At 71.0% G+C, this 20,963-nt stretch carries 18 protein-coding genes; 17 read left to right on the forward strand and 1 reads right to left on the reverse strand.

Features of this window, described 5'->3' with window-relative positions; all coding sequences use genetic code 11:
* Positions 1 to 4 precede the first annotated feature (4 nt).
* The 12 genes from J4N02_RS07505 to miaB all read left to right on the forward strand — a co-directional run bounded on the left by J4N02_RS07505 (position 5) and on the right by miaB (position 14,822).
* The gene (locus J4N02_RS07505) at positions 5 to 382 is read left to right on the forward strand and encodes a DUF3224 domain-containing protein (RefSeq protein WP_188333348.1); all 378 of its coding nucleotides are present in this window, start codon (positions 5 to 7) and stop codon (positions 380 to 382) included.
* 10 nt (positions 383 to 392) lie between these two features.
* Positions 393 to 1,283: an aldo/keto reductase gene (locus J4N02_RS07510; protein ID WP_188333347.1), complete on the forward strand. Its 891-nt coding sequence runs from the start codon at positions 393 to 395 to the stop codon at positions 1,281 to 1,283.
* 19 nt (positions 1,284 to 1,302) lie between these two features.
* A complete protein-coding gene (gene rimO / locus J4N02_RS07515) occupies positions 1,303 to 2,712 on the forward strand; it encodes a 30S ribosomal protein S12 methylthiotransferase RimO (protein ID WP_243760897.1) in 1,410 nt (469 codons plus the stop codon).
* Positions 2,709 to 3,314 carry a CDP-diacylglycerol--glycerol-3-phosphate 3-phosphatidyltransferase gene (gene pgsA, locus J4N02_RS07520; RefSeq protein ID WP_188333346.1) on the forward strand — a complete coding sequence of 202 codons (606 nt, stop codon included), beginning with the start codon at positions 2,709 to 2,711 and terminating at the stop codon, positions 3,312 to 3,314. Before rimO ends, pgsA begins: the two co-directional genes overlap by 4 nt.
* Positions 3,315 to 3,318: 4 nt before the next feature.
* Positions 3,319 to 3,810 (forward strand): CinA family protein, encoded by a 492-nt coding sequence (locus tag J4N02_RS07525; RefSeq protein ID WP_188333345.1) that lies wholly within the window; start codon positions 3,319 to 3,321, stop codon positions 3,808 to 3,810.
* Positions 3,811 to 3,869: 59 nt separating this feature from the next.
* Positions 3,870 to 4,157, forward strand: coding sequence for a helix-turn-helix domain-containing protein (locus tag J4N02_RS07530; RefSeq protein ID WP_188333344.1), 288 nt, complete (start codon positions 3,870 to 3,872; stop codon positions 4,155 to 4,157).
* A 2-nt stretch (positions 4,158 to 4,159) separates the two neighbouring features.
* The gene (locus tag J4N02_RS07535; protein ID WP_182816135.1) at positions 4,160 to 4,354 is read left to right on the forward strand and encodes a DUF3046 domain-containing protein; all 195 of its coding nucleotides are present in this window, start codon (positions 4,160 to 4,162) and stop codon (positions 4,352 to 4,354) included.
* A 223-nt stretch (positions 4,355 to 4,577) separates the two neighbouring features.
* Entirely contained in the window at positions 4,578 to 5,648 is a 1,071-nt protein-coding gene (gene recA, locus J4N02_RS07540) for a recombinase RecA (RefSeq protein ID WP_188333343.1), read from the forward strand.
* Between the two features lie 2 nt (positions 5,649 to 5,650).
* Positions 5,651 to 6,136: a regulatory protein RecX gene (locus J4N02_RS07545; RefSeq protein WP_188333342.1), complete on the forward strand. Its 486-nt coding sequence runs from the start codon at positions 5,651 to 5,653 to the stop codon at positions 6,134 to 6,136.
* 160 nt (positions 6,137 to 6,296) lie between these two features.
* Complete coding sequence (gene pulA, locus J4N02_RS07550) at positions 6,297 to 12,338, forward strand: pullulanase-type alpha-1,6-glucosidase (RefSeq protein WP_188333341.1); 6,042 nt, start codon at positions 6,297 to 6,299, stop codon at positions 12,336 to 12,338.
* Between the two features lie 118 nt (positions 12,339 to 12,456).
* Positions 12,457 to 13,284, forward strand: a complete 828-nt coding sequence (locus tag J4N02_RS07555; RefSeq protein WP_188333340.1) for a hypothetical protein — start codon at positions 12,457 to 12,459, stop codon at positions 13,282 to 13,284.
* Between the two features lie 41 nt (positions 13,285 to 13,325).
* The gene (miaB, locus tag J4N02_RS07560) at positions 13,326 to 14,822 is read left to right on the forward strand and encodes a tRNA (N6-isopentenyl adenosine(37)-C2)-methylthiotransferase MiaB (protein ID WP_182816125.1); all 1,497 of its coding nucleotides are present in this window, start codon (positions 13,326 to 13,328) and stop codon (positions 14,820 to 14,822) included.
* A 105-nt stretch (positions 14,823 to 14,927) separates the two neighbouring features.
* Here miaB and J4N02_RS07565 read toward each other — a convergent pair whose 3' ends face one another.
* Positions 14,928 to 15,122: an antitoxin gene (locus J4N02_RS07565; RefSeq protein WP_188333339.1), complete on the reverse strand. Its 195-nt coding sequence runs from the start codon at positions 15,120 to 15,122 to the stop codon at positions 14,928 to 14,930.
* Positions 15,123 to 15,225: 103 nt separating this feature from the next.
* Here J4N02_RS07565 and miaA point away from each other — a divergent pair, with 103 nt between their 5' ends.
* The 5 genes from miaA (at position 15,226) to J4N02_RS07590 (ending at position 20,962) form a co-directional block, all read left to right on the forward strand.
* A complete protein-coding gene (gene miaA, locus J4N02_RS07570) occupies positions 15,226 to 16,140 on the forward strand; it encodes a tRNA (adenosine(37)-N6)-dimethylallyltransferase MiaA (RefSeq protein ID WP_243760898.1) in 915 nt (304 codons plus the stop codon).
* 82 nt (positions 16,141 to 16,222) lie between these two features.
* Positions 16,223 to 17,065: a diaminopimelate epimerase gene (gene dapF, locus J4N02_RS07575; RefSeq protein WP_182816121.1), complete on the forward strand. Its 843-nt coding sequence runs from the start codon at positions 16,223 to 16,225 to the stop codon at positions 17,063 to 17,065.
* Positions 17,058 to 18,467 carry a GTPase HflX gene (gene hflX, locus J4N02_RS07580; protein WP_188333338.1) on the forward strand — a complete coding sequence of 470 codons (1,410 nt, stop codon included), beginning with the start codon at positions 17,058 to 17,060 and terminating at the stop codon, positions 18,465 to 18,467. Before dapF ends, hflX begins: the two co-directional genes overlap by 8 nt.
* Positions 18,464 to 18,892: a DUF952 domain-containing protein gene (locus tag J4N02_RS07585; RefSeq protein ID WP_188333337.1), complete on the forward strand. Its 429-nt coding sequence runs from the start codon at positions 18,464 to 18,466 to the stop codon at positions 18,890 to 18,892. Before hflX ends, J4N02_RS07585 begins: the two co-directional genes overlap by 4 nt.
* 156 nt (positions 18,893 to 19,048) lie before the next feature.
* Positions 19,049 to 20,962 (forward strand): ATP-dependent DNA helicase, encoded by a 1,914-nt coding sequence (locus J4N02_RS07590; RefSeq protein WP_188333437.1) that lies wholly within the window; start codon positions 19,049 to 19,051, stop codon positions 20,960 to 20,962.
* The last annotated feature ends 1 nt before the right edge of the window (position 20,963 follow it).

Here is a 20,963-nt window from a genome sequence, read left to right on the forward strand (position 1 = left end):
GCGCATGACGCAGAGCAACGCCCAGTTCACGATCGACCTGACCCCCGGTGAGCCGCTCCACGCCAGCACCGGCCGCTTCGACTTCACCAAGTCCTGGACCGGCGACCTGATCGGTACCTCCGCGGGCACGATGCTCTCGGCCGGTGACCAGTCCGCCGGGACCGCCGGCTACGTCGCCCTTGAGGTCTTCACCGGCAGGGTCAACAACCTCGAGGGCAGCTTCGCCCTGCAGCAGTTCGGCACCATGGACGCCGACGGCATGGTCCTCCACTGCGAGATCGTCCCGGGCTCGGGCACCGAGCAGCTCGCCGGGATCCGCGGCACCGTCGACCTCGACGTGGTCGAGGGCGTGCACAAGGTCGTCCTGCGCCACAACCTCTAGGCTGCGGGCCATGTCACACCATCGCCGCATCGGCCAGTTCACCGTCTCCGCCATCGGGCTCGGCGCCATGCCGCTGTCGACCGGTGGCAGCACCACGCCGTCGCACGACGAGGCCGTGGCGGTCGTCCACGCCGCGCTCGACGCGGGCATCACGCTGATCGACACCGCCGACATCTACGCGCCCAGCTGGGACACCATGGGCCACAACGAGTCCATCGTCGCCGACGCGCTGCGCTCGTGGTCGGGCGACGCCGCGAACGTCGTCGTCGCCACCAAGGGCGGAATCACGCGCGCCGAGGGCGAGCGCTGGGGACGCGACGGTTCGCCGGCCTACATCCGCGAGGCCGTCGAGCGCTCCCGCGAGCGCCTCGGCGTCGACGCCATCGACCTCTACTACTGGCACCGTCCCGACCGGTCCCGGCTCTACGCCGAGGTCGTCGAGACCTTCGGCCAGCTCAAGGCCGACGGCATCGTCAAGGAGGTCGGCGTCTCAAACGCCAACGTCGAGGAGCTCCAGGTCGCCGTCGACGTGCTGGGCGAGGGCGGGCTCGCCGCGGTCCAGAACGAGTTCTCCCCGAGGTTCAACCACACCTCGTGGCGCGAGCTGCTGTGGTGCGGCAAGCGCGGCATCGCGTTCCTGCCGTGGTCGCCGCTGGGCGGCACCGGTGGCGGCGCGGCGGCGCTGGCCGAGCGGTTCGGCGTCCTCACCGAGGTCGCGGACGCCCACGGCGTCAGCCCCCAGCAGGCCACCCTGGCGTGGCAACTGGCCCTCGGCGAGCACGTGATCCCGATCCCGGGGGCGAGCCGGCCGGCGTCCATCGTCGACTCCGCCCGCGCGATGGACCTCGAGCTCACCGCCGACGAGGTCGAGCGCATCAGCGCCGCACTGCTGCAGCGCTGAGCCCGGATAGGGTGCCAGCGTGACCACAACGCGCGTGCACATCGTGTCGCTGGGCTGTGCCCGCAACGATGTCGACTCCGAGGAACTCGCCGGACGCCTCGAGGCCGGCGGGTTCGCCCTCGTCGACGAGCCCGAGGACGCCGAGGCGATCGTCGTCAACACCTGCGGCTTCATCGAGTCCGCGAAGAAGGACTCGATCGACACGCTGCTCGCGGCGTCCGACCTGAAGGGCCGGGGGACCACCCAGCGCGTCGTCGCTGTGGGCTGCATGGCCGAGCGCTACGGGCGCGAGCTCGCCGACGCCCTGCCCGAGGCCGACGCCGTGTTGGGCTTCGACGACTACGAGAACATCGACGACAAGCTCCGCCTGATCATGTCCGGCGCCCACGTCGAGGCCCACACGCCGTCCGACCGGCGCCGGCTCCTGCCCCTGGCCCCCGCTCAACGGCAGGCCGCGGCGTCCGGGATCGTCATTCCGGGCACGGCACCCGCCTCGGGCCCGCGTGCGGTGCGCAAGCGTCGCGGCAACGCGCCGAGCGCCCCGGTGAAGATCGCCTCGGGCTGTGACCGGCGGTGCGCGTTCTGTGCGATCCCGAGCTTCCGGGGCTCGTTCGTCAGCCGGCCCCTGGACGACATCGTCGAGGAGGTGACGTGGCTGGCCGACCACGGCGTCCGCGAGGCGTTCCTGGTGAGTGAGAACTCGTCCTCCTACGGCAAGGACCTCGGCGAGCTCGGCGCCCTCGAGTCGCTCCTGCACCGGCTCAACGGTATCGAGAACCTCGACTGGATCCGCGTGTCGTACCTGCAGCCCGCCGAGATCCGGCCCGGGCTGGTCGAGGCGATGTGCTCGATCGACAAGGTCGTGCCGTACTTCGACCTGAGCTTCCAGCACGCCGCACCCGCCGTGCTGCGCCGCATGCGGCGCTTCGGCGACCCCGACAGCTTCCTCGGCCTGCTCGACCGCATCCGGCACCTCAAGCCGGACGCCGGGGTGCGTTCCAACGTCATCGTCGGGTTCCCCGGCGAGACGGACGCCGACGTGCAGACCCTCATGGACTTCGCCGCCGAGGCCCGCCTCGATGCGCTGGGGGTGTTCGCCTACTCCGACGAGGAGGGCACCGAGGGCCTCGGCCTGGACGGCCACCTGCCGCAGGAGGTCATCGACGAGCGCTTCGAGCAGGTCAGCGAGCTGGCCAACGACCTCGTCGACCTGCGCGCGCTCGAGCGCGTCGGCGAACGCGTGCGGGTGTTGGTCGAGTCGATCGAGGACGGGGTGGCCGTCGGCCGCGCCGAGCACCAGGGGCCCGAGGTCGACGGCACGACGTCGTTCGCGCACGGCGCGCACCACCGGGTCGGCGATCTCGTCTGGGGTAGGGTCATCAGCACCGAGGGAGTGGACCTGATGGCACGCGAGGAGGCCCCTGCATGACCGAACCCACGAGGGTCAGCAACTGGAACGTGCCGAACGTGCTGACCGCGGTCCGCATGGTGCTGGTCCCGGTCTTCGCCTACGTGCTACTGGCCTTCCCCGATGACCCGGGGATGCGCTGGCTCGCGACGGGCATCTTCGTGGTGGCGATCGCCACCGACGCGATCGACGGCAAGATCGCCCGCAAGTACAACCTCGTCACGAACTTCGGCAAGCTCTGGGACCCGATCGCCGACAAGGCCCTCACAGGCATGGCCTTCGTCGGCCTCTCGATCCTCAGCGAGCTGCCGTGGTGGATCACCATCATCATCCTCGTCCGCGAGTGGGGCATCACGGTCCTGCGCTGGGCGATCATGAAGTACGGCGTCATGGCCGCCAACCGTGGCGGCAAGCTCAAGACCGTCATGCAGTCGGTCGCGCTGATCATGTTCCTGCCCGGCCTGCAGTTCATGCCGGCGGTGTGGGACTGGATCGCGTGGGCCGCCATGATCCTGTGCTTCGTCCTCACGGTCCTGACCGGCCTCGACTACCTGCGCGAAGCGTCCAAGATGCGCCAGACCTACTTGGCCGACCACCCGGAGGAAGCCCGAACGAAGGAGTGAGCTCGTGAATGAACTCGCCGCCAAGGTCATCAGGACGTTGGGGCAGCGCACGCTGCACCTCGCGGTCGCGGAGTCCATCACGGGCGGCCTCATCGGGGCCACGCTGACGACGGTGCCCGGGGCGTCCAAGGTCTACCTCGGCGGGGTCGTGAGCTACGCGACCCGCTTGAAGAGCCAGTTGCTCGGCGTGCCCGTCGACACCATCGCGGCCCACACCGTGGTGTCGGAGGAGGTCGCCATCGAGATGGCGGTCGGGCTGCAGGAGCGAACGAACGCCGACTGGGTGATCGCGGTCACCGGCGTCGCCGGCCCCGACCCGCAGGAGGGGCACGACCCCGGCGAGGTCTGGATCTGCGTGCTCGGGCCTCGGATCGCGTCGTTGCCGCAGTTCCAGCAGACGGAGCGGTTCCAGTTCGAGGGCGAGCGGGACGCCGTGCGCGCCCAGACCGTCGACGCGGCGTTCACGATGCTTCTGCGCGTGGTCTCGCCCGTGTAGGTTGGGAACAACCCAAGCACTCACGGTGTTGGGGAGGGGAATCCGAAGGGGGTGCCGGCATGGCCGCCGTGCTGATGCGCGAGATGGTGGGGGAGACCCTGCGCGAGCTCCGCATGTCCTCCGGAAAGACCCTGCGCGACGTGTCGGGCCAGGCCCGCGTGTCGCTGGGTTACCTCTCCGAGGTCGAGCGGGGTCACAAGGAGGCCTCCTCCGAGCTGCTCAACGCCATCTGCGGTGCGCTCGAGGTCGAGCTGTCCGAGGTGCTGCGCCTGACCACGCTGCGCGTCGGGGCCCACGAGAACGTCACCCACCTGCCTGTCCGGACGCCGCGGGCTGCGGTCGCCTGACGGTGCGGGAACAGGAACTCTGGCGCCGCCTGAACCACCACCTCGGTGTGGGTCTTGCGCCGTCGTGGGCGCGTGACGTCGTGCTGACCGAACTGGGCAACCGTTCTGTGACTGAGGCCTTGGCCGACGGCGTCCCGACCGTCCAGGTCTGGCGGGCCGTGTGGGCGTTCCTGGAGCTGCCGGCGTCCGAGCGCTGAGCCTCTTGGTGCGCCGCGACACGCCTCGGCGTGTTGCTTGGTCGTCGAACACGTGTTCGGTAATGTGCGTAACGCCGTGAAGGTGAAGGCCGGTTGTCCACAGCCCCAGCAACTGGGTGACACATTGTCGGAGCCGCTGCCTAACGTGATCGGTGTCGGGGGCCACCGGGGTTCCCACCACAGGTCCACACGGCACACAGGTTTTGTTGAAGAGGAGCTCACCATGGCGGTTGCAGATCGCGAGAAGGCGCTGGCGGCGGCGCTGGCCCAGATCGAGAAGGCCCACGGCAAGGGGTCGGTGATGCGGCTGGGCGAGGAGACGCGCCTCCCCATCGAGGTCATCCCCACCGGCTCGATCGCGCTCGACGTGGCGCTCGGCATCGGGGGCCTGCCCCGCGGCCGCGTCGTCGAGATCTACGGTCCCGAGTCCTCGGGCAAGACGACGGTCGCGCTGCACGCGATCGCCAACGCCCAGGCTGCCGGCGGCATCTGCGCGTTCATCGACGCCGAGCACGCGCTCGACCCCGACTACGCCGCCAAGCTCGGCGTGAACACCGACGCCCTGCTGGTGTCGCAGCCCGACAACGGCGAGCAGGCGCTCGAGATCGCCGACATGCTGGTCCGGTCGGGTGCACTGGCCCTCATCGTCATCGACTCCGTCGCCGCGCTCACCCCGCGAGCCGAGATCGAGGGCGAGATGGGCGACAGCCACGTCGGCCTGCAGGCACGCCTGATGAGCCAGGCGCTGCGCAAGATGACCGGTGCCCTGTCGGGGGCCGGCACGACGGCCATCTTCATCAACCAGCTGCGCGAGAAGATCGGCGTCATGTTCGGCTCGCCCGAGACCACCACCGGTGGGCGCGCGCTGAAGTTCTACTCCTCGGTCCGGCTCGACGTGCGCCGCATCGAGACGTTGAAGGACGGGACGGAGTCCGTCGGCAACCGCACGCGCGTCAAGGTCGTCAAGAACAAGGTGGCCCCGCCCTTCAAGCAGGCCGAGTTCGACATCGTCTACGGCGCCGGCATCAGCCGCGAGGGCAGCCTGATCGACCTGGGTGTCGAGCACGGCATCGTCCGCAAGGCCGGCGCGTGGTTCACCTACGAGACCGACCAGCTCGGCCAGGGCAAGGAGAACGCGCGCAACTACCTGCGCAACAACCCCGACGTCGCCAACGAGATCGAGAACCGCATCAAGACCAAGCTCGGCATCGGCCTGAAGCCGGGCGACGTTCCGGCCGCCGGTGACGACGTGCCGGAGGAGATCGACCCGGTCACCGGCGAGGTCAAGTTCTGACGGTGTCGGAGGACTTCGCCCGCGAGATCGCGCTCCGCCTCCTCGAGGTGCGGGCGCGGTCCCGGGCCGAACTCGCCCAGGCCATGGCGAAGAAGGACGTGCCGGCCGAGACCATCGAGTCGGTCCTCGATCGGTTCGAGGAGGCGGGCCTCGTCGACGACGCCCAGTTCGCCGGCCTGTGGGTCGAGGGGCAGCAGCGCCGCATGAAGTCGACCCGCGCACTCAAGCAGGAGCTGCGGCTCAAGGGTGTGGACGCCGAGGTCGTCGACGAGGCGCTGGCCGAGACGGCCGACGACGCCGACTACCAGGCCGCGAGTGCGCTGGCCCGGAAGAAGGTCAGGACGATGGGCGCCCTGGAGCCCCACGTCCGGTACCGACGCCTCGCCGGCGCCCTGGCCCGCCGAGGTTTTGCCCCCGGGCTGTGCCACCGGGTGGTGTCGGAGGTCACCGAGGGCGTGGACGATGAAGGCGACCGAGAACGTCCCTGACGCCGCAGCCTGGTCGACCTCGCCCGCGGTCCGAAGCAGTCGACGGGGCGTGGCTGGAGGCGCAGATGCGCGGTCGGTGAGGCCCGTTGCCGATTGTCAGAGCTTGGGTCTAGGCTCGGCGCACCACGCCCTGACGGGCCACCTTCGTAGGAGCTTCCCGATGCGCACACCTTCGTCCCGGATTACAGGGCGCCTGCTGTCCCTCGTCGTCAGCCTGGCCCTCGCCCTCACCGGAGCCATCGGGCTGGGCGCCGTCGTGGCACCCACGGCTTCCGGCGCCACGACGTCGGTCACGCTGGTCGGCAGCCTGCAGTCCGAGCTGGGGTGCGCCGAGGACTGGGCGCCGGCGTGTACCGCCACGAACCTCTCCGACGCGGACGGCGACGGTGTCTGGACCGGGGACTTCACCGTCCCGGCCGGCACCTGGGAGTTCAAGGTCGCCCTCAACGGCACGTGGGACGAGGCCTACGGGGACGAGGGGGGCAACTACCCGCTGAGCCTGGCCGCGGCGACCGAGCTGACCTTCTCCTTCGACGACGCCACCGACAAGATCTCGCTCGCGGCACCCGGCCTCCCGGGCGGCTACGACGCGGCGACGGACGCCGACCTGGTCTCGGCCCCCGTCCGCGAACTGGGCGAGGGCGAGAGCTTCTACTTCGTCCTGACCGACCGGTTCGACAACGGCGACCCCGCGAACGACGACGGCGGACTGACCGGAGACCGGATGACGACCGGCTTCGACCCGACCGACAAGGGCTTCTACCACGGGGGCGACATCGCGGGCCTGAAGCGGCAGCTGGACTACATCGAGGGCCTGGGCTCCACCGCGATCTGGCTGACCCCGTCGTTCAAGAACAACCCGGTGCAGGGCACCGGCGCGGACGCGTCCGCCGGCTACCACGGCTACTGGGTGACCGACTTCACCCAGATCGACCCGCACCTGGGCACGAACGCCGAGCTGAAGGACCTCATCGCCGCCGCGCACGACCGCGGCATCAAGGTCTACTTCGACATCATCGCCAACCACACCGCCGACCTGATCGATTACGCCGAGAAGGAGTACACGTACATCGACACGGCGACCAGCCCGTACAAGGACGTGGACGGCAACATCGTCAACGTCTCCGAGCTGGCCGGGCAGGCCGACTTCCCCGACTTCCACCCCGACACCCGCTCGTTCCCGCGCACGCCCGTCCGCAGCGCCGAGAACACGGTGATGGTGCCCGAGGTGCTGAACGACGTGACCCTCTACCACAACCGCGGGGATTCAACCTGGAGCGGCGAATCGGTCACGTTCGGCGACTTCGTGGGCCTGGACGACCTGATGACCGAGGATCCGGTCGTCGTCGACACGATGATCGAGATCTACAAGACCTGGGTCGACCTGGGCATCGACGGCTACCGCATCGACACCGCCAAGCACGTCAACTTCGAGTTCTGGCAGGAGTTCACCACCGCGGTGAACGCGCACGCGGTGGCCGCCGGGAACCCGGACTTCTTCATGTTCGGCGAGGTCTACGACGCCGACGCGCGCCTGCTGTCGCCCTACGTCCGCGACACCGAAATGACCAGCGTCCTCGACTTCGCCTTCCAGTCCTCGGCGCTCACCTATGCCAAGGGCCTGCGCGCGGACGGGCTCACCAAGCTCTTCGCGGCCGACGACTACTACACGACCGACCACTCGTCGGCGTCCGCTCTGCCGACGTTCCTCGGCAACCACGACATGGGCCGCGTCGGCCGCCTGCTCCAGGGAGCGGGCTCCGAGTTGGAGCGCTCCGAGATCGCGCACTCCCTCATGTACCTCACCCGCGGCCAGCCGGTCGTCTACTACGGCGACGAGCAGGGCTTCGTGGGTGACGGCAATGACAAGGACGCCCGCGAGGACATGATGGCCTCGCAGACCGCGTCCTACCTCGACAACGTCCTCCTCGACGGTTCCGCCTACGGCGCCGGGTCGCACTTCGACACCGACGCCCCGCTGTACCGGCACATCGCCGCCCTGGCCGCCCTGCGTGACGGCAACAAGGCGCTCGACACCGGCGCCCAGGTCGAGCTGTACGCGGCCGACGGCCCGGGCGTCTATGCCTTCGCGCGCGTCGACCGCACCGAGAAGGTCGAGTACGTGGTGGCGATCAACAACACCGACGCGGCGGCCGAGGCGTCCTTCGCGACCCTCACCCCGGGGGCCACCTACGCGCCCGTGTTCGGCGGCGCGGCCTCGACCACGGCGGCCGCCGACGGCACCGTGTCCCTCACCGTGCCCGCGCTGTCCGCGGTCGTCCTGAAGGCCGACCGTCCGGTCGCGGACGCCGGCGACGCCCAGGCGATCGCGCTGGCGGCCGGCGCCATGGACGACAAGGGCCTGGTCCCGGTCACCGCCGACATCGCTGACGACCGCTGGGCCGAGACGTCCTTCGCCCACCGCGCCGTCGGCGCGGCCGACTACGTCGCGCTCGGCACCGCCGAGGACGACACCCCGCGCGTGTTCGCCGACTTCGGCGACCTCCCTCGCGGCACCGCCCTCGAGTTGCGCGCGGTCTCCGTGGACGCGGACGGCTCAGCGGTCGCCACCTCCACCCTGTACGTGGTCGGCACCGACCTCGCCGGCGTCGCGCCCGAGCCGGAGCCCGAGCCGGCCCCCACCTCCGGCCGCACCGACCTGATGGTCACCATCCCCGGCGACCTCAACAGCGAGCTGGGTTGCCCCAATGACTGGCAGCCCGACTGCACGGCCATCCAGTTGGTCCACCGCGGCAACGGCGTGTACTCGAACACCTTCACCGTCCCGGCCGGCACCTGGCAGTACAAGATCGCCATCGGCGGCAGTTGGGACGAGAACTACGGCACGGGCGGCGTCCCCGGTGGTGACAACGCCACGTTCACCCTTGAGCAGGACCAGGCGGTGACGTTCGTCTACGACGACGCCACCAAGTGGTTCACCTCCAGCGCCCAGGGCCCGCTGGTCACCCTGCCCGGCTCGTTCCAGGACGAGGTCGGCTGTCCGGGGGACTGGCAGCCCGACTGCGTGGTCACCTCCCTGCAGGACCCCGACGGGGACGGCACCTACACCTGGACGACGTCGGCGATCCCGGCCGGCTCCTACGAGGTCAAGGTCGCGCACAACCTGGGCTGGGACGAGAACTACGGCGTGGGGGGCGCGCCCGGCGGCCCGAACTACGCGTTCTCCTCGCCGGGCGGCAAGCCGATCACCTTCACCTATGACATCGCGACGCACATCCTGACCGTCGAGGTCACCGACCCGGCGTTGCCGGGCGCCGGCCAGTTCCTCGGGCACTGGATCGACGCGAACACCGTGGCGTGGCCGGCCAACCTCGCGCCCGACCCGGCCGACACCATGTGGCAGCTCTGGGGCGACGCGGACGGCGGCCTCGTCCTGGCCGACGGCAAGGTTTCGGGCGGGACCGGCGAGACGGCAACCCTGCTCGGCACCCTGGCCTACGATCCGACGGGCCTCACGGCGGCCCAGCTGGAGAATCGCAAGCACCTGTCCGGCTTCCTCGCGCTGAGGCTGAGCCTCGCCGACGGCGTGACGATCGGGGACGTGCTCACCGGCCAGGTGATGGTTCTGCAGGCCGCCAAGGCCGGAACGCCGCAGGTGTTCACCGGGCTGCAGATCCCGGGCGTCCTCGACGACCTCTACGCCGAGTCGGCCCGGCAGGCCGACCTTGGGGTGACGTTCGACGGTGACGTCCCGACCCTGCGCGTGTGGGCCCCGACGGCCCGCACCGTGGCGCTCGAGCTGTTCGACGGCCTCGACGCCTCGACCACCCCCACCACCGTCCCGATGACGCGCGCCGCCGATGGCACCTGGAGCGTCACCGGCACGGCCGGGTGGGAGAACCGCGCCTACCGCTACGCCGTCGAGGTCTACGCACCATCCACCGGGGAGGTGGTGACGAACAGCGTCACCGATCCCTACTCGGTCGGCCTGACCCTGAATTCCACGGCGTCCGTCGTGCTCGACCTGAGCGACCCGGCCTGGGCGCCGGCCCTCTGGAAGGACACCGAGTCCCCGCAGATCGACCAGTTCGTCGACCGGACGATCTACGAGCTTCACATCCGCGACTTCTCCGTTTCGGACGAGACCGTCCCGGAGAACCTGCGCGGCACGTACGCCGCCTTCGCCCTCGAGGGTACGGACGGCATCACCCGGCTGGGTGAGCTCGCCGACGCCGGCATGAACACGATCCACCTGCTGCCGAGCTTCGACATCGCCACGATCGAGGAGGACCGGGCCGCCCAGGCGGTGCCGGCCATCCCGACCGATGCGGCGCCGGACTCCGAGGCGCAGCAGGCGGCCGTGACCACCGTGGCGGACGCCGACGGCTTCAACTGGGGCTACGACCCGTTCCACTTCAACGCGCCGGAGGGCTCCTACGCCTCGGCCGGCAACCAGGACGGCGGGGCCCGCACGGCCGAGTTCCGTTCCATGGTGGGCGGACTGCACCGGACCGGTTACCAGGTGGTGCTGGACGAGGTCTTCAACCACACCGCCCAGTCCGGGCAGGGTGACAAGTCGGTGCTCGACCAGGTCGTGCCCGGCTACTACCACCGCCTGTCGCTGGCCGGCTCGGTCGAGACCTCGACGTGCTGCCAGAACGTGGCCACCGAACACGAGATGGCCGAGCAGCTCATGGTCGACTCCGTCGTGACGTGGGCCCGGGACTACCGCGTCGACGGCTTCCGGTTCGACCTGATGGGCCACCACTCGTTCGACAACATGGTGACCGTGCGCGCCGCCCTCGACGAGCTCACGCTGGCCGACGACGGGGTGGACGGCAAGACCATCTACCTCTACGGCGAGGGGTGGAACTTCGGCGAGGTGGCCGACAACGCCCGGTTCACCCAGGCGACGCAGGGCCAGCTGGACGGCACCCACATCGGCGCCTTCAACGACCGGCTCCGGGACGCCGTCCATGGCGGCGGCCCCTTCGACGAGAACAAGGCGGAGCTCCAGGGCTTCGGCACCGGTCTCTACACCGACCCGAACGGCGTGACCGTCGAGACGCCCGAGCAACAGCTGGCCAACCTCCGGCACGACCAGGACCTGATCCGGCTCGGGATGGCCGGCAACCTCGAGGACTACGCCTTCGAGACGTCCGCGGGTGAGGTGCGGACCGGCGCCGAGCTCGACTACAACGGCTCGCCGGCCGGTTACGCCACGGAGCCTGACGAGTCGGTCAACTACGTGGACGCCCACGACAACGAGACGCTGTACGACCTGGGAATCTGGAAGCTGCCGAAGGATACGCCGATGGCCGACCGGGTGCGGATGAACACCGTGTCGCTTGGCACGGTGGCGCTCGGCCAGTCCCCGGCGTTCTGGCACGCGGGCACCGACCTGCTGCGCAGCAAGTCGCTGGATCGGAACTCCTACAACTCCGGCGACTGGTTCAACCACCTCGACTGGTCGATGCAGGACAACAACTTCGGCGTCGGCCTGCCGCCCGAGCCGGACAACGGCTCGAAGTGGGACGCCATGCGTCCGCTGCTGGCCGACCCGGCACTCAAGCCGGCCCCGACCGACATCGCGAAGTCCCACGACGCCGCGCTGGAGTTGCTGAAGCTGCGATCCACCAACCCGCTGCTCACGCTGGGCTCCGCGGAGCTCATCAAGGGGCGGGTCACGTTCCCGAACGCAGGTGCCGACCAGACGGCCGGCCTCATCGTGATGCACGTGGCCGACCCGGCCGGTGCAGGTGACCTCGACCCGGCCAAGGAGAGCGTGCTGGTTGCGTTCAACGCGTCGCCGGCCACCATCACCGAGGCCATCGACGGCCTGGCCGGGGTCGAGTACGTGCTCGACCCGGTGCTCATCGACGGCGTTCGGGACGACCCCGTCCTGGCCACCACGGCCTGGGACGCGGCCAGCGGCACGCTGACCGTCCCGGCCCGCTCGGTCGTCGTTCTCAATGAGAACGCCGCGCCGCAGGTGACCCCGACCCCGACGCCGGAGCCCTCGGTGACCCCGACCCCGACTCCGGCCCCCGGCCCGTCGGCGACGCCGCCGGTCCCCCCGACCACCTCTCCGGCCCCGGACCCCCAGCCGACCCCGTGGAAGCCGGGTGACCGCCTCCCGCAGACGGGCACCGGCGCCGAGCTGTGGTTGGTGGCAGGCGGTGTCCTGCTGGTGGTCGCCGGTACGACGGTCCTCATCGCCCGGCGGCGGCTGATGCGCTGAGCCGGACAAGGAAAGGGCACGCCCAACATGGGGCGGGCCCGGGGGGCGTCAGGGGCGCCTGGGCTGCTGGCGCCTCTCCTCGTCTGCGGGGGGACGCGGGTCGCCGCCGTCCGCGCCGGTGCTCGGCGGCCTGTTCGGGGCGATCGGGTCGGTGATCCCGTGCTCGGGCTTCCTCTGTTCGATCGGCAACGCCATCCTCGGTGCCGGCGTGGGCGTGCTGGCGTCGGCGGTCATCGCCGCCGTCGTCGCCCGCCGTCACGGCGTGCGCTGGTGGTACACACCCATCGCCTACGGCCTCCCGGTGCTGGCCGTCGCCGGCCAGTCGAGGCTCGACGGTGTGACCGGCGACGGCCTCGGGACGGCGCTGTGGGTCCTGGCGATCGTTGCGCCGGTGCTGGCGCTCGCCGTGGCCGGGCCGATGCGGGTCTGGGTGCGGGTGTTGTTGGTGGCCCTCCTCGCCGTCGCCGTGGTGGTCGTGCCGGTGCTCGACGAGGCGGCCAACGCCCGCGATCGTGACCGACAGCGTCGCACCGTCGTCGCCACGTGGCGCAACCTCGACGTGCCGGTCTACGCACCCGTCGGCCGGGCCGACATCACCGTGAACGCACTGGGGTTCTCGACCCAGCTGGGCGCCGGACAGGAGGCCTGGTACGACATGGCCCAACCCGGGCTGGCCGGTGAGGCGCGGGTGTGGCTGGAGACCGGGCCCGACGCCACGTCCCAGTGCGACGGGGCCCACGCACCCCACGACCTCGGCGACGGCGTCGTGGTGCTGGGCGACCCCGCTGACCCGACCACCATCTGCCGCACGATGGGTGACGCGAAGCTCACCCTGTGGCAGGACGGCTCCTCCGGGGACTGGACCGGCGCGCGCCTCGTCGACCTGGCCCGCGACCTCGAGGCCACCGACACCCAGTGGCTCGAGCAGCACCTGCGCGGTCGCTGAATGGGAGACCGCGCCCCGCTGACGTAGACTCGACCCTCGCCATGACTGCTACCGCCACGCCGCGCACGTACGAGGTCATCACGTACGGCTGCCAGATGAATGTCCACGACTCCGAGCGCATCTCCGGGCTGCTCGAGGACGCGGGCTACGCGCGCGCCCCCGAGGGCGACCAGGCCGACATCGTCGTGTTCAACACCTGTGCCGTGCGCGAGAACGCCGACAACCGACTCTACGGCAACCTCGGCCACCTCGCCCCGGTCAAGGCGAAGACCCCCGGCATGCAGATCGCCGTCGGCGGATGCATGGCGCAGAAGGACCGCGACACGGTCGTCAAGAAGGCCCCGTGGGTCGATGTCGTGTTCGGCACCCACAACATCGGCTCGCTGCCCGTGCTGCTCGAGCGCGCCCGCATCGAGCAGGCCAGCCAGGTCGAGATCGAGGAGGCGCTGACCCGCTTCCCGTCGACGCTGCCCACCCGCCGCGAGTCGCCGTACGCCGCGTGGGTGTCGATCTCGGTGGGCTGCAACAACACCTGCACGTTCTGCATCGTCCCGGCCCTGCGCGGCAAGGAGACCGACCGGCGGCCCGGCGACATCCTCGCCGAGGTGCGGGCGCTGGTCGACGAGGGCGTCCAGGAGATCACGCTGCTCGGCCAGAACGTGAACTCCTACGGCGTCGAGTTCGGCGACCGCCTCGCGTTCGGCAAGCTGCTGCGCGCCTGCGGCGAGGTCGAGGGGCTGGAGCGCGTCCGCTTCACCAGCCCCCACCCGGCCGCGTTCACCGACGACGTCATCGCCGCCATGGCCGAGACCCACAACGTCATGCCGAGCCTGCACATGCCGCTGCAGTCGGGCTCCGACGCCGTGTTGCGGGCGATGCGCCGGTCGTACCGGTCGGAGAAGTTCCTCGGCATCCTCGACCGCGTGCGCGCCGCGATGCCCGAGGCCGCCATCACCACCGACATCATCGTCGGCTTCCCCGGCGAGACCGACGAGGACTTCGAGCGCACCCTCGAGGTCGTCCGCGCCTCCCGGTTCGCGGCCGCGTTCACGTTCCAGTACTCGATCCGGCCCGGCACGCCCGCGGCCACGATGCCCGACCAGGTGCCCAAGGCCGTCGTCCAGGAGCGCTACGAGCGCTTGGTCGACCTGGTCGGCGAGATCACCTGGGCGGAGAACAACAAGCTCGTCGGCCGGACCGTCGAGGTCATGTTCGCCGAGGGCGAGGGCCGCAAGGACGCCGCGACCCACCGCCTCTCGGGCCGCGCCCGCGACAACCGACTCGTGCACGTCACGATCCCCGAGGGCATGGACGCCCCGCGCCCCGGTGACCTCGCCGACGTCGAGATCACCTACGCCGCGCCGCACCACCTCAACGCCGACGGCGCCGTGACCAACCTGCGCCGCACGCGCGGCGGCGACGCCTGGGCCCGCTGGCAGGGCGCACCCGCGGCGTCCACCCCCGGCGTCGGGCTGGGCATGCCGCTGCGCCGCCCCGAGCCGATGCCGCCAGCGGTCGCGGGCTGCAGCGCGACCTGACCCGGGCAGCACTCAGGGCCACCCCCAGCGGGGATGGCCCTGAGCGAGATGCTTGCGTCTTGGACGGACGGGGCAAGGGCCGCCGGATCCGAGAAGGGCGGCAGGTCAGGCCTGCGGCTGCTCCGGTGCGTCGTTGGGCGAACCGATGTTGTCCTTCAGGAAGTCCGTGGCCTGGTCGACCTTGTCAGCGAACTGACCGCCGGTCTTCTCCTTGATGAAGTCCGCGGCGTCGTCGATCACGGCCTCGATGCGCTCCTCATTGGCGTCGATCTGGCCCTTGATGTCGTCGAAGATGCCCATGGGCCCTCCTTTCTCTCGTCCAGTGCCGGCCCTGCTTCTCCCGGCAGCACCCACGGTAGACCTCCGGCGGGCTGCGGCGCCCGATCTACGCCAGAATGATCGGGTGCTCCCGATCCTCGCGTTGAACGGCCCCACGGCCAGCGGCAAGTCCGCGCTCGCCGTGGACGTCGCCGTCGCGCTCGCGTGGCGGGGTCAGCCGGCCGAGGTCGTCAACGCCGACTCGATGCTGGTCTACCGCGGCATGGACATCGGCACCGCCAAGCCGACCCCCGCCGAGCGGCGGGGCGTGCGCCACCACCTCGTCGACGTCATGGACGTCACCCAGACCGCCTCGGTCGCCGAGTTCCAGGCCGCGGCGCGGGCGGTGATGGAGCGGTGCCGGGCCCGCGGCGTCCTGCCGATCGTGGTGGGCGGGTCGGCGCTGTACATGCGCGCGATCCTCGACCACTTCGAGTTCCCGGGCACGGACGCCGACGTGCGGGCCCGCTGGGAGGCCGAGCTCGACCGGGTCGGCCCGGAGGCCTTGCACGCCGTGCTGGCCGAGCGCGCGCCGGACACCGCCGCGGAGATCCTCCCCGGCAACGGACGGCGCATCGTGCGTGCGCTGGAGGTGCTCGAGCTCACCGGTGGCCACGCTCCGACGCTGCCCGAGTGGACCTACGCCCTGCCGAACGTCGTCAGCGTCGGCCTCGAGGTCGACCGGGCGCTCATGGACGCCCGCATCGCCGAGCGCGTCGACCGGATGTGGGCCGACGGGCTCGTCGACGAGGTCCGGGCCCTGGAGCGCCGGGGGCTGCGGACCGGGCGGACGGCGTCCCTCGCCATCGGGTACCGGCAGGTGCTGCAGTACCTCGACGGGGAGCTGTCCGAGGACGAGGCGAAGCAGGCCATCGTGCGGGCGACCAAGCGGTTCGCGCGCAAGCAGCTGGGCTGGTTCCGGCGGGATGCGCGCGTCACGTGGTACCCGGCCGGCGAGCCCGGCCTGGCGCAGACGTTGGCTGAACAGCTGACCCGTTGACATTTCCGGGTGGAGAAACCCCAAGGATCCTTGGGGTTTCTCCACCCGGAAATGCATCTGGAATCCGTGCGACAATCGCCGGGTGCTGAGCTTCGCCAAGGGACACGGGACGCGCAACGACTTCGTCCTGGTCACGGACGCCGACGACGCGCGCCCGCTGACCGACGACGACGTGCGCTTCCTGGCCGACCGCCGGTCCGGGATCGGCGGCGACGGCGTCCTGCGAGCGGTGCGGGCGCGGCACGTGCCGGGGTGGGACGGTGACCCCGACCTGTGGTTCATGGACTACCGCAACGCCGACGGCTCCATCGCCGAGATGTGCGGCAACGGCGTGCGCGTGTTCGCGCGCTACCTCGTCGAGGAGGGGCTCGTGCCGGAGGGCACGACGTCCATCGACCTGGGCACCCGCGCCGGCCTGCGCACCGCCGAGCTGCTGCCGGACGGCCGCGTGCGGGTGTGGATGGGGCGTCCGGAGACCAACGACGCCGGCACTGTCGTGCGCGTAGACGGCCAGGAGTGGGGCGCGACCAGCGTCGACGTCGGCAACCCGCACGCCGTGGTCCTGCTCGGCGAGGGCGACGCGTTGGCCGCCCTCGACCTGGGCGACGCTCCCGAGTGGACGCCGCGGGCGAACTTCCCCCACGGGGTCAACGTCGAGTTCGTCGACGAGCTCGCCGAGGACCGGGTTCGCATGCGCGTGTTCGAGCGCGGCGTGGGCGAGACCGAGTCGTGCGGCACGGGCACCGTGGCGGTCGCCTCTGCGGTCGCGCGGGCCCACGGGAAGACTGAGGGCCGCTGGACCGTTGAGGTACCTGGCGGTGAGGTCGTGGTCGACCTCGCCGGCGGTGAGGCCTGGCTGACCGGCCCGGCCGTGATCGTGGCGCGCGGCCACGTGGACCTTCCGCGCGAGGAGAAGAATGACTGACACCTACGACGCCGACCTCGACCCCGAGGTCGACGACTACGACGGCGACCAGCTCGACCTGGCCGAGCGCCTGTCGCTGCGCCGCGTGGCCGGCATGTCGACCCAGCTGTCCGACATCACCGAGGTCGAGTACCGCGAGCTGCAGCTGGAGCGCGTGGTGCTCGTGGGAGTGTGGACCTCTGGCAGCCAGACCGACCACGACAACGCGATGGCCGAGCTGAAGCTGCTCGCCGAGACCGCGGGGTCGGAGGTGCTCGAGGGCCTCGTCCAGCGGCGCACCCACCCCGACCCGGCGACCTACATCGGCCGCGGCAAGGTGGACGAGGTGCGCGAGGTCGTCATCGCCACCGGCGCCGACACGGTGATCGCCGACGGCGAGCTCGAGCCCGCCCAGCTGCGCAACCTGGAGGACCGCATCGGCGTGAAGGTCATCGACCGCACCGCGCTGATCCTCGACATCTTCGCCCAGCACGCCAAGTCGATCGAGGGCAAGGCCCAGGTCGAGCTGGCGCAGTTGCAGTACCTGCGACAGCGCCTGCGTGGGTGGGGTGGCAACCTGTCCCGCCAGGCCGGCGGCCGGGTCTCCGGCGGTGCCGGCATCGGTGGCCGCGGCCCCGGTGAGACGAAGATCGAGACGGACCGCCGCCGCATCCGCACCCGCATCTCGCAGTTGCGAAAGCGCCTGCGCGAACTGGACGCCGTGCGCGACACCAAGCGGGCCGAGCGGCGCCGCAACCAGGTGCCCTCGGTGGCGATCGTCGGCTACACCAACGCTGGCAAGAGCTCGCTGCTCAACCGTCTGACCGGCGCGGGTGTGCTCGTCGAGGACGCCCTGTTCGCGACGCTGGACCCGACCACCCGCCGGTCCCAGACCGCCGACGGTCGCGTGTTCACGCTGACCGACACGGTCGGGTTCGTCCGGCACCTGCCGCACGACCTGGTCGAGGCGTTCCGCTCCACGCTGGAGGAGTCGACGGAGGCCGACCTGCTGGTGCACGTCGTGGACGCCTCCGACCCCGACCCCGTCGGCCAGATCAACGCGGTGCGTACGGTGCTGAACGAGATCGGCGCCAACGACATCGCCGAGCAGATCGTGTTCAACAAGATCGACCTGGCGAATGAGACCGACCTGGTGCCGCTGCGCACGGTCGCGCCGGATGCGCTGTTCGTGTCGGCGCGCACGGGAGCCGGGCTGGAGGAGCTGCGCGCCCGCATCGAGGAGCGGCTGCCCCGGCCGGCGGTCGAGGTGGAGGCGCTGGTGCCGTACGCGCGGCACGACCTGATCGACCGCATCCACAAGGCGGGGGAGATCGTCTCGACCGAGCACACGGGTGAGGGGACGCTCGTGCGGGCGCGGGTCAATCAGGACCTAGCCGGCGAGCTGGCGGAGTTCGCGCGATGAACGACTTCCTGCCGCTGTGGCACATCGCCCACCGGGCCGACTGGGAGGCCGCGCTGGCCGACGGCGTCTACCTGCACTCCACGCGGGGGCGCACGCTGGGGGAGGAAGGGTTCATCCACTGCTCCTACCCCCATCAGGTCGGCGTGGTGGCACGGACGTTCTACGCCGACGACCCCGAGCCGCTGGTGATCCTGGAGATCGACCGGACGAAGCTGGGTGCCACCAAGGTGCGCGTGGAGTCGGTCGAGGGGGTCGGGTACCCGCACCTGTACGGGCCGCTGCCCACAGCTGCGGTCGAGCTGATGCGGGCCCTGGCTTTCGACGAGGACGGCGCGCTGATGCTCGGCGACCCCGAGGACCCGGCCACCGGCGAGCCGCCGGTCGAGGACGACCCGATCAAGGAGATGTTCTCCGCGGGCTCCTGACGTTGGCGGTGTTGTCCGTTTGTTGTCCGGGTGGGTCGCCCCGTCGGAACGACGCCGCGTTGAAGTAGCCTCGATCAGGTGCCGTCCCGAACCGACCAGATCCTCGACGCCGCCGTCGAGGCCATCGGTGGTGCGCCCCGCGAAGGCCAGGTGACGATGGCCCGTGCGATCGAGCACGCCTTCGATACGGGTGAGCACCTGCTCGTCCAGGCGGGCACCGGCACGGGCAAGTCGCTGGGCTACCTCGCCCCCGCGCTAGCGCACCTGCACGAGAACCCGCGCGGCCGGGTCATCGTCGCCACCGCCACCCTCGCGCTGCAGGCCCAGCTGGCGAACTCCGACATCCCCGCCGCGCTGGACGCCGCCGAGAAGGTCACCGGACGCCGCGCCACCGCCGCGATCCTGAAGGGCCGCACCAACTACGCCTGCCTGCACCGCGCGATCGAGGGCACGGGTGCCGAGCAGGACTCCCTCCTCGGCGGCGAGGTGCTCGCCGAGGGCCTGCGGTCCGCGAAGGCCGACACGGCGTCCGTGATCGGGGCCGAGGTGGTCGCCCTGCGCGAGTGGGTGCAGACCGAACTGGACGCCGACGGCGCGGGAGACCGCGACGACGCCCCCACGCACACCGCCGCCGCGTGGGCCCAGGTGTCGGTGCCGGTGCGGGAGTGCCTCGGCCAGCAGTGCGCGTTCTTCGAGGCCTGCTTCGTCGAGCGGTCGCGCGAGACCGCGCGCAACTCCCAGCTGGTGGTGACCAACCACGCCCTGCTCGCCATCGACGCGATGCACGGCAACTCGGTCCTGCCCGAGCACGACTTCCTCGTCATCGACGAGGCCCACGAGCTGACCTCCCGGGTGACGGGGGCGGCCTCCCACGAGTTGAGCCCGCAGCAGGTCGAGCGGGTCGCCCGCCGCTGCCTGCCCCTCCTGGACGACGACGACCTCGCCGTCGAGTTCCTCGACCTCGGCGACGCCCTGCAGCAGGCCCTCGACGAGGCGCCGCTGGAGCGGATCGAGGACCCGGACTCACCCCTCATCCCCGTGCTGCAGCGCATCCGCGAGGTGAGCCGCGCGGTGGTCAGCGAGCTCAAGGGCGACGACCCCGACCGCAAGCAGGCCGCCGCGGCGGCCAAGGAGGTCTTCGACGTCGCCGAGGCGATGGCGGCGCTGAAGCCGACCGACGTGCTGTGGGTGTCCGAGCGCGAGCGGTTCGGCCGCTGGCTGGTCGTGGCACCCCTCGACGTGGCCGGGCTCCTGCGCGAGGGCGTGCTGTCGAACACGACGACGGTGCTCACGTCGGCCACGCTCAAGCTGGGTGGCGACTTCGAGTCGATCGCCTCGTCGGTCGGCCTGCACCGCGGCGACCGTCTGCTCGACACCGAACCCGAGGAACCCACCGGCCTGGAGTGGCGCGCCCTCGACGTCGGGTCCCCGTTCGACTACGCCAGGCAGGGCATCCTCTACGTCGCGCAGCACCTGCCCAACCCCGGCCGCGACGGGATCGGCCCCGAGGCGTTGGCCGAGGTGGCCGAGTTGGTCTGGGCCGCGGGCGGGCGCACGCTGGGCCTGTTCGCCTCGCAGCGCAACGCCGAGGCGGCCGCCCGGCACTGCCGCACCGAGCTGCCCAAGATGACGATCCTGTGCCAGGGGGACGCGCAGCTGTCCGAGCTGACCCGCCGCTTCATCGACGAGCCCGAGACCAGCCTGTTCGGCACGCTCAGCCTGTGGCAGGGCGTCGACGTGCCCGGCGACACCTGCCAGCTCGTGATCATCGACAAGATCCCGTTCCCGCGCCCCGACGAGCCGCTCCTGCAGGCCCGCCAGAAGGCGGTCGCCCAAGCGGGCGGCAACGGGTTCATGGCCGTGGCCGCCACCCATGCCGCCCTGCTGTTGGCGCAGGGGTCCGGACGCCTCATCCGGCGGTTGTCCGACCGCGGGGTCGTGGCCGTGCTGGACCCGCGCTTGCGCAAGGCCCGTTACGGCAGCTTCCTGCGGGCGTCCATGCCCGGATTCTGGTCGACCACCGACCGCGAGGTCGCGGTCAACGCGCTGCGCCGGTTGGCCGGCGACTGAG

The sequence above is a fragment of the Propioniciclava sp. MC1595 genome (assembly GCF_017569205.1).
Lineage (GTDB): Bacteria > Actinomycetota > Actinomycetes > Propionibacteriales > Propionibacteriaceae > Propioniciclava.